This window comes from Streptomyces sp. NPDC001027 (assembly GCF_040299045.1).
In the GTDB taxonomy this organism is placed as follows: domain Bacteria; phylum Actinomycetota; class Actinomycetes; order Streptomycetales; family Streptomycetaceae; genus Streptomyces.
Genome location: NZ_JBEPBI010000250.1, coordinates 1 through 11,089 on the forward strand (window position 1 = coordinate 1; position 11,089 = coordinate 11,089).

Annotated in this window: 8 protein-coding genes and 1 pseudogene; 4 read left to right on the forward strand and 5 right to left on the reverse strand. The window is 65.9% G+C overall.

What is annotated here, in order from left to right; all coding sequences use genetic code 11:
• Positions 1-741: 741 nt before the first annotated feature.
• Positions 742-2,901, reverse strand: a complete 2,160-nt coding sequence (locus ABT300_RS36500; protein WP_351685303.1) for a tetratricopeptide repeat protein — start codon at positions 2,899-2,901, stop codon at positions 742-744.
• Between the two features lie 50 nt (positions 2,902-2,951).
• On the opposite strand from ABT300_RS36500, the gene ABT300_RS36505 reads away from it, so the two are divergent.
• From ABT300_RS36505 to ABT300_RS36515, 3 genes are all read left to right on the forward strand, one after another.
• Positions 2,952-3,167 carry a hypothetical protein gene (locus ABT300_RS36505; RefSeq protein ID WP_351685306.1) on the forward strand — a complete coding sequence of 72 codons (216 nt, stop codon included), beginning with the start codon at positions 2,952-2,954 and terminating at the stop codon, positions 3,165-3,167.
• A gap of 547 nt (positions 3,168-3,714) precedes the next feature.
• The gene (locus ABT300_RS36510) at positions 3,715-4,278 is read left to right on the forward strand and encodes a hypothetical protein (protein ID WP_351685308.1); all 564 of its coding nucleotides are present in this window, start codon (positions 3,715-3,717) and stop codon (positions 4,276-4,278) included.
• Positions 4,262-4,696 (forward strand): hypothetical protein, encoded by a 435-nt coding sequence (locus ABT300_RS36515; protein WP_351685310.1) that lies wholly within the window; start codon positions 4,262-4,264, stop codon positions 4,694-4,696. The genes ABT300_RS36510 and ABT300_RS36515 overlap by 17 nt, the downstream gene beginning before the upstream one ends.
• Before the next feature lie 1,352 nt (positions 4,697-6,048).
• On the opposite strand, the pseudogene ABT300_RS36520 reads toward ABT300_RS36515, so the two are convergent.
• From ABT300_RS36520 to ABT300_RS36535, 4 genes and pseudogenes are all read right to left on the reverse strand, one after another.
• A pseudogene (locus tag ABT300_RS36520) lies at positions 6,049-6,525 on the reverse strand (transposase); the annotation flags it as partial.
• Between the two features lie 113 nt (positions 6,526-6,638).
• Positions 6,639-7,553 (reverse strand): NB-ARC domain-containing protein, encoded by a 915-nt coding sequence (locus ABT300_RS36525; RefSeq protein ID WP_351685313.1) that lies wholly within the window; start codon positions 7,551-7,553, stop codon positions 6,639-6,641.
• A 329-nt stretch (positions 7,554-7,882) separates the two neighbouring features.
• A complete protein-coding gene (locus tag ABT300_RS36530) occupies positions 7,883-8,287 on the reverse strand; it encodes a hypothetical protein (RefSeq protein ID WP_351685315.1) in 405 nt (134 codons plus the stop codon).
• On the reverse strand, positions 8,248-8,736 hold the full coding sequence (locus tag ABT300_RS36535) for an LLM class flavin-dependent oxidoreductase (RefSeq protein WP_351685318.1): 489 nt from the start codon (positions 8,734-8,736) through the stop codon (positions 8,248-8,250). Before ABT300_RS36535 ends, ABT300_RS36530 begins: the two co-directional genes overlap by 40 nt.
• A gap of 539 nt (positions 8,737-9,275) precedes the next feature.
• Between ABT300_RS36535 and ABT300_RS36540 the strand changes: the two genes are divergently transcribed.
• Complete coding sequence (locus tag ABT300_RS36540) at positions 9,276-11,000, forward strand: NB-ARC domain-containing protein (protein WP_351685321.1); 1,725 nt, start codon at positions 9,276-9,278, stop codon at positions 10,998-11,000.
• The last annotated feature ends 89 nt before the right edge of the window (positions 11,001-11,089 follow it).

An 11,089-nucleotide genomic window follows, 5' to 3' on the forward strand; every position in this document is an offset into this window, starting at 1 on the left:
TCAAGAGCCCGATCGACTACGAACACGACTACTGGGCCAGCCTTGGTGAGGGGCTGGCTGCATAGGAAGGTCTCCACGATTCGAGGGGATTGACAGTAGTGTTGCCAGAGTTCTGTGCCAGCCTTTCGTCAGCAACCTGCAGTCCGTCTCCGTTCACCTGGCCGAGGCCCGTCCATGGCGTGCAACTACGCATGGGCCCAGCCAGTTCGGATCTGCTGATCCGGTCGCCGCACTGAACTCGGTCGCGCCGACCAGGAATCACTCGAGCAGATCCGCGCGCTTGACAGCATTTTGACGTCCATCGAGACCGAGGCGGCTCATTGAGCAGAGTCGCTCCCTGGTGCCGCACAGTTGCTGGCGGCCTTGAGCAGAGGCCTTGGCGCATGGGGCAGTGATCGACCACGCCTGCCATCCGGGCAATCATCCCGTATCTGCCCTCGGTCACTGGTAGTACGCCGGGCCTGGATGCCTTTGGACGCCCCACCGATCTCCGGCTGTTGAAGCCCTATCCACACTCCGTCTCGCGCTCCCAAGTCCTGGGAAGCCACCCCTCCCGGACCGTGTTCATCGGGGAGTCCCTCGCGGACGTACTGGTGGGCCGGGCAGCCGGGCATCGGCATTACCCCGCGACGCAGCCAGGCACGCCTGCTCATGGAAGCCAGCGCCGTCAATGTCGCAGGACACGGGAGGCTTGGTCACAGCCGTCAGCAACGAAGTCCGTACGTGATGCCACTTCCGGGGTCAAGGAGCGAGTTCCTCCAACGACCTGGCCGCCCGCAGGGTTTGTACATGTTGCGCTCCCAGAACGGCCTCCAGCCCTTCGCGGACCCGTGTCAGTAGCACGCGGGCCTGCGTAGTGTCGCCTCTGTCGCGCAGCACACATCCAAGCCGAAAGACAGTCCGCAACGTCTGCGGATGTGAACCGCCCAAGACGCGGGACCGCACCGCAAGGACTCGCTCGAACTGCACGTGCGCCTCAGCGAGTTCGCCCACATCGTGCCTCACGCAGGCCAGGTTGTGAAGGGCCGTCAAGGTGCGTGGATGCTCGTCCCCCAGTAGCACGCGGCGCGCTTCGAATACGAGCCTGTACTCCGTGCCGGCTTCTTGCAGATAACCCAGATCGTGCAGTACCCGGGCAAGTTCGTGCTGCGCAGACAACGTGTGCCCGTGGTGCGGTCCGTGCAGGCGCCGTCGGGCCTCCAGAACTCTTGACAGGTGTTGTTGGGCCTCTTCCAAACGGCCCCTGTCGTGCAGTACACGGCCCAGTTCGTGCCGGGCGGTCAGCGCGTGGGTGAATTCCTCCCCCTGGGCATCTCGGCGCCCCTCCCACACTCTCCGGTACAGAGACTCGGCCTGACCGAGTTCCCCGATGTCGTGGAGGGCCGCGGCCAGGTTGTGCTGAGCTGTGAGAGTTTCCGGATGCTCCGCTCCGAGCAAACCCATCCGCAGCCCCACCACTGTCTCGAACACCGAGCCGGCCTGTCGGTAAAGACCACGGGCCTGAAGGAAGCGAGCAGCCATCTCCGCCGCCTCAGCGGCGGGGAGCCGGCAGGAATCAGGCAAGTCGTCCACTTCCAGCAGACCGAGTGCATGAGGAGCCAAGAGAGACCACACTGCCCACGCGCCAGGCTCTTCTGGCTTGCCGGCGTGCTCGATCGCGCACGCCTCCTTCAGAAGCTCGGCAACGAGAAGGAGATGGCGCGTGGTACGGCTGATATCTCTGATCAGTGGATGAACACGCACGCACTCACGGGAGCCCTGGGGGAGTCCTTGGCCACCGGCAGGGGCAGGGGCAGGGGAGAGGTTGATCAAGCTCAGGGCCGCCAGCGCACTCAGCGTCCGCCACAGAGCCCTTCCGTCGATGCCTTCAAAGCCTGGGGAACTCCGCAGAATGGAGGTGCGCAGGACCAGCGTATGAGGCACAGGAGCGTCGGCGAAACCCGAGAGCAGTTCCAAGAGAGTGGCCGCGTACCGAAACCCCCTGCGGTGTAGCAGATCCAGGGCCAGGTGCCAGGTATCGGAAATCACCTGAGCCGGGTTGAGGTCCTGCCCCGAGGGCTGATCCAGTGCCTGGCGGAACGCCTCGAAATCGGCGGGCATGTCAGGCTCACGAAAAGCGTCTGGCATCCCGTTCACCTCGGCCAAGTAGACCCCCGCCATACGCAAAGCTAGAGGCAGACCGCCTAATCGGTGTGCCAAGTGCTCGGCGCCCTTCAAAGTCCCCGCATCCGGCCCAGCGTGATCGAGGAGCATGCGGGCGGCATCCACACCTTGTAATGGTGGAACAGGATGCAGGACAGCACCGAAACCCCAGGAGTCGGGAGACCCGTCACGGGTGGTGACCAGGACGAGCCCATATGGACACGAGTGTGGCCTGATCCAGCCGGTGCCCGCCGCCAATACACCGGGGCCGTCCAACAGGCAGGGATCATCGACCCCGTCGATCACCAACAACCACGGCCATGGAGCACGGCTGAGCCGATGCCACAGCGCGTCCACAATCCCGCCGAACTCAAGCAGGTTACCCGCGACCCCAACCCGTTGAGCTACCGCACTGAGACCGTCCTGCAGCGGCGTGGCCCGCCGGGCATCGAGCCACCACACGCGGGGCTGTGTTTGGACTGCCCGTTTCTGCACTGTATGAACGATCTCCAGGGCCAGCGCCGTCTTGCCGCTGCCGCTCAGCCCGTGCAAGACATGAAGCCGTCCGTCACTTCGACGACAGTACTGATCGAGAACGCAGTTTAAAAGCACATCTCGCCCACGCAACGGCAGTACGGGATGGCGATAGCACATAGGCGGGGCCAGAGTCAGGGCCCGTGCACGGGCATCGGCGGTGGCCACCACCATCTGCCCGACCTCCAGACGCCCGGCAGCCACGGCACCGTGCTGCGCGACCAAAGAATGCCATCCACTGCCCCGAACGGATATCAGGTCATGCGGGAGGGCCGGTGAGGGAAAGGGGACTCCAGTCGCACGTCTCCTTCCACCCGCACCACCGCACCTGCCACCGCGCCGCCGTCCGCATGGATCTGGACGTTCCCGCCGGCAGCCACGCCACCGTCCGCGGCCCGCACTCCACCGCCCCCAGCCCGGACAAGGCCGGTGACTTGCGTGAGTTGACGGACGGCAGCGGCTCGTTCATCAGCGTCCACCGATTCGAGTAACAGCTCCAGACGGGTCTGCCACACGCCCTCCCACCGCTCTCGCTGCCGCGCCTCAGTGTCGTCACATGCCAGCGCAGCCTGCATCTGATCCAACCGCCTCAGCTCGGCCTCCTCCCGCTCGTGGCTGCCCTGCCCCAGCACCCGAGCAATTGCCTGACGTACCGCCATCCACGCGTCCGTTCCCGCGGCCTGCACCACAGCGATTCCCCCGGCTGCCGCCACAGCCAACACAGCCTCCGTCGACACCACGCCCCCGATCCCGAAGACAGGCGGTCGAGCATCACCGACCCGCCCCTGACACCGAAGGTATTCCTCCACGCCGCTGCCCTCATTCCTCCCGCCCGCAGGTGACCACTTGATCGAAATAAGACACAGGCGTGCACCTCGAAGAACAGTTCACGCGTGTATGTGATCGCTGTGCTCGAGGGGTAGCCGGTGATAAACATGATCGGCGACCGGCCCCGCTACAGTCGTAGCGACAACCCTGCAGTGGCGGCTCTTTCCGGTGCCGGTACTGACGGCGCGTTCTTGAGGGGGAGAGATCGCCTTGATCCGTCAGCGGCGCGGCAGGCAGAAGAGAGAAGTGCGGCTGGCGGCACTGCGCAGCCAATACAAGAGACAGGTCGGGCCCTTGCGGCTCTTCCTGCTCCTCGAGTGTGCCCCTTTGGTCGTCGACCCTTTCGAGATCGCCGACCGGGCGTTCCAGCGCGCGTTCGCACAGGAGGACCGAACATTCACCTTCTGTGACATTCGCAAGATCGCAGAAGACGTCATGCGCGAGGAAAAGAACAAAACGGGATTCCAGGAATATGCCGCATACAAACTGGAAGACATCTTCGACCCCTACCTCACCGAAGGCCTGCAGCCTGTCCGTGACGTCCTCCGCGCCATCGACGGACTCAGCCTCGGCGAACGTCGCGCTGTAGAGGCTGAACTGATCCACCTTCTGACCAGTGACGGACTCGTTGAAAAAATCGGTGGTGCGGCGTCGACACGCAGAGTTCAGAAAGCAAAGGGCCTGTCCAAGCTGGCCGATTCGAATGTCAATCTCTCCCTCCTGGATTCCTTCTTATCAACCCTGAGAGGAGCGCGTAGTGGCCAGCAAGACTGATAACGATCTCGCCCTCGTGCTGTACAGGTTCTGCAAGAAGCTTCAAGTGCGGCTGGCTGGGGACGAAAAAGACCTCGACCGTCGGTTCGATGAGATCATGGCGGAGATTGACCGCCAAAAGAGGCAGATGGTACGGAGTGGGCTTGGCAGAAGCACGGGCATTGCCTGTGCCCGAACCGTTGTCGGCTCTGTCCGGACGGCCGTACTGGCGCGAACTGCGGCCAGCGGAGCAGTAGGCGCACTTGCCGCTCAACTCACACAGGGCACTCAAGGCTGGATCAGCGCCGCTCTCGCGGCCTTGACCGGAGCCGCGACAGCCGCAGCCGTCGTCGTCTTGATCGATATCCGCAAGCCGAATGATCGGTCCGGGCGATCACGGCGCCGGGCGGAAGAAACCGTATCCACTCCTCATCCGTGAGACGCTGACGACTTGTGAGGGGCTGTGCAGTCTTCCTCTGCTGCCAAGGCCTCGGTGCCGTTACCGCTGGATCGGCCTCAGCGTGGACCTCCGGGGCTGTCGTGGACCACCCTCCTCGCTGCTGCGCTGCCTGGCGGGAGTCGTACAGGCGAAGGCCGCCGCGCGGCGGTGAACAACTGACCGTGGCCGAGAAAGCCTGCCTGTGCCGGATTTTTCACACGCACAAGATCTCTCTACGCAGCACCTGATCAAATTGACGTGTTCCCTGGTCAAGTCCAGGGAATCCGGCCCGGTCTCTGCCCAGCCGAAGGGCCGGTGCGGCCAGGTTCACGGAGCGTGCTGATCACGGGCACGCCACCCTCGGAGCCGTCGGGCAGGCCGAGTTCGGCGTCGGTAAAGGGTCCGCTGAGGCCTGGCATCGTAGAACGACGCGTTCAGGCCTTCCAACGGGGATCAATCTGACGCGGGCACTGCCGCTGCCGGCTCGGGAGCCCGGGCGGTGAGCGGCACGCGCTCCGCAGCCCCCGTGCCGCAGGCCCGGGCCGACAGGGCCGCTGTACAGCTAGTGTCACGGATGCCGTACGTTCGCGTTCCTCCAGACGACGAGCGTGGCGTCGACGAGCTGTGCGCGTCCGGGAGCTCCCCGAACACGCCGGCCTGCAGAAGCGGCTGGGTGTCACAGAGTTCTTTGGCGACGGAGCCGGCCAGACCGGAGTTGTCCCACCCTCAGGTGGATGGAGAGGAACTCGCCGGCCCACGGGTAGGCGCGGAGCTCACGATCGATGTCCATGGAGATCAGGAACTCGGAGCGTGCGCAGGCCTCGTGATAGGCGGTGTCGCGGGGCTCGACGAGCCGGAACGGCTCACAACAACGTCTCCTTGCGCCAGCGGCTCTGGGGGTACAGCAGCTCGTTGCCGTTCCCGCCACGGTGTATGTCGTTCAGTCCCTCGGTCTCGATGACACAGACCGGGTTGAGATACCAGGCAGGCCCCACAGGCGTGTGGCCGGAGTGCGGATACCCACTGCGGAAGGGTTGCGATGCTCACCAGCAGTTCCTCTCGGTGACCCAGGACCGCCGCGACACCGATCGTCCATGAAGTCAGGAGCGCCGGGAGGTGGCGCAGCTTCTCCAGGTACTCGTTGTACCGGCCGGGTGAGCCGTCGAGCATGCGGACCAGGCGCTCTACAACGCGCAGCCACAGCCGGTCGGTGGTCCCGTCGTTGTGGTAGACGCTGTTGGCGAGGATGTGCAGCAGGGTGTCGCTGTCGGTCCGGTAGTCACGTACACCAGCTGCGAAGGTGTCGGCCCACTCGGCAGGCGAGGAGGGCACCGGTCGGTGCTGCGGGGTGTCAGCAACGCGTCCCAGGGGGTGCGGCGGACTCCAGCACGGCGACGAAGGAGTACGGCCAGCCCGGCACGAACTGGTCCGTCTTGCGGCCGCCACGTCCGTAGACGTGACAGAACAGCCGGTCCTCGCTGGTGGGGGCATCGGGGCGGAGCCGGTTGTTCACATCCACGACCAGCAACGATCCGGCCGTCGGCCGCCTTCGGCAGCGGCAGCGGCAGGCCAGCCAGCGTGCGGCGCAACCGCGTCAACTCCAGCCAACCGCGGTCCAAAGCCCCGTACAGAGCGCCACGCCCGCGCGTGTGCTCGATCGCCAGCGAAAGCTCCACCAGTGTCTTCACCAGCCGGTCCGTGCACAACACCGCGTCAGTGAGTTCGAAGACCGCATCCGGGCGAGCGTAGAGGCATGCGTAGAACTCGACCCGAAAGCGGGACAACACGTCCAACGCCTCGCCTGCGGGCGCATCGACAGACAGACTCATACACAGTGGCCGTTCTCTTGTCCTTCGTGGCTTGACATCTCGAAGCGTGGAGAACCGCTGACCCTGCTGTCTCGGGAAGAACCGCAGATCAGCCAGTCGGGTGACCTGCGATGTTAAGCACCAAGCTGAGGGCTGAAGAGTCCGATCGGCAGGAAGGAGTGGCCGCTGAGGGTGGCGAGATCGCTCTCGCCGCTTCGTGTGGTGATGACCACTCTGCCCCGGCCGTTGGTCTGCAGGGGCGGCCACAACCCTTCCAGAGTCCCGGGGGAGGGGACATCGTCCAGCACGATCAGCCAGTCGCACGTGGTGGTGCGCAGCCAGTTCATGAACTGCTGCGCTGCGAATCGGATGTCGTCACTGTCGGAGTCGAGGCCGAGCGCACGGGCGGCTTGAGCGTAGGAGTCGGTCACTGCCTGGGCTGTGCCGGCCGTCACCCATATCAGCACGTCCACTTCTTGGGCAGCGGCGGCGTGGCAGTAGTGGGCGGCCAGGGAGGACTTGCCGACGCCCCCGGGGCCCGTGACCGCCCGCCCCTGCACGCGCTGACTGCCGTCCCGGGCGGCGGCATGCTGGTCTGCCTCCAGTGCTCGCGCCAGGAGGTCACTTTCCTTGCGTTCGATGAAGCCGGTGCCCGTTTCGGGCACCTGGCCCAGCCGCAAAGGCGTGCCACGGACTGATCCGGCCGGTGCGCCGCCCCGGGCTTCCCCTATTCCCGGGACCGGCGCCTCACCTTGGGCAGGTTTGCCGCGCTGAGCAGTGCTGCGCAACTGCTCCCACTGCCCTGGAGAACGCGACGGTCCCGCAGGAACACGGCTTTCGAGAAGCATGATCAGGAACCGGAAGGGCCGGCCGGCGCGCGGAACGCTGTGCCCGCTGAACCATTCGCTGAGTGTGCTCTTGGACAGGGTGATCGGAGGTGTCTGCTGCCTGGCCTGAAGGGAGATCTGCTCGAATGTGAGCTGGGCCGCTGCCCGCAGCGCGTCCAACTCCTTGCCCAGGCGCCGGGCCGCGGCCGGTCTGTCGACCATGGCTGCTCCTTAAGTTCGTTCCGAACATTCGTCGAACCCTGTGACGGGTGCAATTGACCACGGCGTACCTGCCGCTCGGGGCCCAGCGCCGTCGCCGAACCCCCTGCCGGACGGGCCGAATGGTCACTGCCGGCCGCCCGGTCGGCGTCATCCACGAGGGGATGAAACGTGCTTGATCTGTATCGCAAGGCGCGAGCCGCTTGGCAGTCACCGCAAACGCGCAAGGGGGACCGCGGCTGCGTTGCGGTTCACGGCGCAAGCCGCGCTGAGGATGAGATGGAGTACCTGCTGGGATGACGATCAGTCGACCGGCGGACCTCTCACGACCGCTATTGCAGGACTTCGGTCAGTCGCTCGACCTCGTCGGGGTCGTCGGTGGCTGCGCTGATGAGCAACTCGTCGATACCCAGATCTCCGTACCGATTGACGACGTCGCGTACTGCGGTGGCACTATCGGCCAGGGCGCGGGAGGTGAGTTGGGCTACCTTTGTGCCCAGACCGCTGTAGTGGTCGTAGACGTTGGCCCGCCCCTTATCGGAGCTGCCCAAGGCGAAGTAAGCGGTGCCGACGAGGTAGGGCTTGCCGTGCCTGCCGGCTTCCCCCCATGCCCGGCGGGCCGCGTCGAACCAGGATGCGGCCATCGACGCGGGAACGGCTCGGGCTATGTATCCCTTACCCCACCCCGCCATCCGCTTCAGCGCGGCCGGAGCCGTACCGCCGAACAACATCGGCATCGCGATCCTGTCAACGGGTGCATCGATCGATTCGTCGCCCGGAGAGCCTCGCCCTCGCAGAAATCGCGGAAGATCTCAAGGGCGTCCTCCATCCGCTTGCCCAGGCGGAGAGGCTCCACGTCCTCGACCATGAAGTCGTCGGACCGCCCACCGATGCCGACCCCGAGGGTTAGGCGTCCGCCTGAGACGCTCTGGATGCCGGCGAGTTCCTTGGCGAGCACGACCGGTGGCCAGCACGGCTCAACCACGACATTGCTGATCAGGCGGATCGTACGGGTCGCACCAGCTACTGCGGCGAGCGCCATGGTGTCCGTGACGCTCGGGTAGGCGATGCAGCTGTCGGCGCCGAGTGAGGAGAAACCAGATGCCTCCGCACGGTTCGCCCACATCGGAAGGGCCTCGGGCCGGACACTGCGCACCAGGCAGGGAAGTCCCATACCGGTCTTCATGCTGCTCCTTGGAAGGTGGGGGGATGGTTCCAGGAGATGGGCGAGTTCAGGCAGCACAACAGAAGGCTCCGCCTGCGGCCGTAATGAATCGGATAATCATTTCCGGTTCACGCGGGCAGAGTACCAGGGAATCGGATAGGTCAGTCCGGTTGGATGGGGTCACTTGTGCGGCTCCTGGCACGGTTGCCTGACCTGGGGACGAGAACGTCGGCGACACGTAGGCGGCATGGCCCGCCACTCACAGCGCGGTAAGGCACGCCCTCTCTGTGTCGGCAACGACTGACAGAACCCCTGCACGGGCAGCTGCTGCAGGACCGCCCGCGAGGGCCTTGAGCCAAGACGAGGACGACGGACGAAGACTCCACCCTGCCCTCCCAGGAGACAGGCTGCGCGGCAGCCGCGTGGCGCAGACAGAAGGCGCAGTTCAACTGGCTGCTGTGGCCGTAGGGTTGAGCCGTGGTGTAGAGGGCGCCTGGCTGTGTGAGCATGCTCAGGCGCGGTCGGTCCAGGCGAGTTGAGGCAACGGAGTCGGTCCCGCAATGACTTATCAGATCCCGCCGGAGGCAGCCTGCTTCGTCGACCGGGAAAGGGAACAGGCCCGTGCGTTCCGTGCGCTCACGCAGGACAACGACCGTTCCCGCCCACTGTGCCTGGTCCTGAACGGCCTGGGAGGCGTGGGGAAAACCGAACTGGCCTTCCGGATTGCCCGCCGTCAGCGGGACCGCTACCCGGATGGTGCGCTCTACGTCGATCTGGACGAGTGGCGGCGCGAGGGGGTCGTGGAAGTCGACGACGCCCTGCGGGAACTGCTGCGTTCTCTCGGCGTCGGCGCGGAGTGGCTGGGACACTCCTTCCAGGGCCGGCGCAAGCAGTACTGGACGCAGACCGACAGCAAGCGGCTGCTCGTTGTCATCGACAACGCCCGCTTCGGCGCCGAAGTGGTGCCCCTGCTTCCGGCATCCGGCCACAGCCTGGTGATCGTCACGAGCCAGGGTCCGCTGTACGACCTGGAGGACGGGGCGGTCACCCAGCTGCCGCTGGACCCGCTGGAGGACAGCCACGCCATGGAACTGCTGCGGCAGGTGGCAGACGACCCGCGGCTGGCCGCCGAGCCGGAAGCGGCGGCCGGACTTGTACGCCTGTGCTCGGGTCTGCCCGTGGCCCTGCATGTCGCCGGCCGCTGGATGCGCCGCCACCGCCGCCGCCCGCTGGAGCGGCTGCTGACCGAGTTGACCACCCAACTGCACGACAACGGAGTAGCCGTGGTGGAACGGGTATGGGACGCGGCCTATACGACGCTCAGTCCGCAGACCCAACTGCTTTACCGGCTGCTGGCCGTCACCCCCTCGGCCTCCTTCACCACCGACAGTGCCACCGCGCTGCTTGGCCTGGGCCGTGACAGGGCCGACGAAGCCCTGGAGGAACTTGAGAACGCCGGCCTGCTCGATCTGCACGGCGAACGGATCCGCCTGCCGGAACTCCTGCGCGCCCACGCCGCCCGCTGCGCCGAACGCGAGGAGACCGGCGACCTGGAACGCGCGGCCGGTCGGCGGCGGATCGTGCGCTGGTATCTGCGCCAGGCCCAGCGCGCCGACACCGCCGCCGCAGGTACCCGGCTGACACTAGCCGCTGCCCTGCCACCGATGGAGAACACGCCGGACGTGTCCTTGGCACCGTCCGCCTCCCACGAGACGCCGGCGAGCCGGGCACTGGGCTGGCTGCACACCGAACGTGCCGCACTGTACGGATGCGTCCGCACCGCCTACGCCCTGGGCCTGGACGAGGAGGCCTGGGCGCTGTGCGAGCCCCTGTGGACGCACTACCTCGACCATCCGCACGGTACCGACATCGTCGAAGCGTTCCGCACCGCCGTCCTGGCAACCCAGCGGGCCGGACAGGTGCCCGCCTTGGTGCGCATGCGATGCCAGCTGGCACGGCCGCTGTGGGAGCGGGGCGATTTCGTTGGCGCCCAGGAGCAACTGGAACGCGCCCGGACGGCAGCCATCATGCTGGGAGACACGAACACGGACCGTAAACTGGCCGCGTCTGTCACCGAATTCCACGGAATGCTCCGCCAGGCACAAGGAGACTGGGCCGGTGCGGCGGCCGACTTCCAGGCCGCCCTGGAGACACATCGCGCCATCAACAACACCTACGGCGTCATGCTCCAGACCTATCGGTGGGGACAGGCGCTGGCACAGGGAGAACAGTGGCGACAGGCCGTACCGCTGCTGGAGCAGGCCCACGATACGGCCCGTGTGTGAACGATCACGTAATTCCCCGGGCCCGGCGTCACGTAATTCCCCAGGTCCTGACCTCGTCCATGTCTACTTGATCGAGGGCTTGTTTGTCT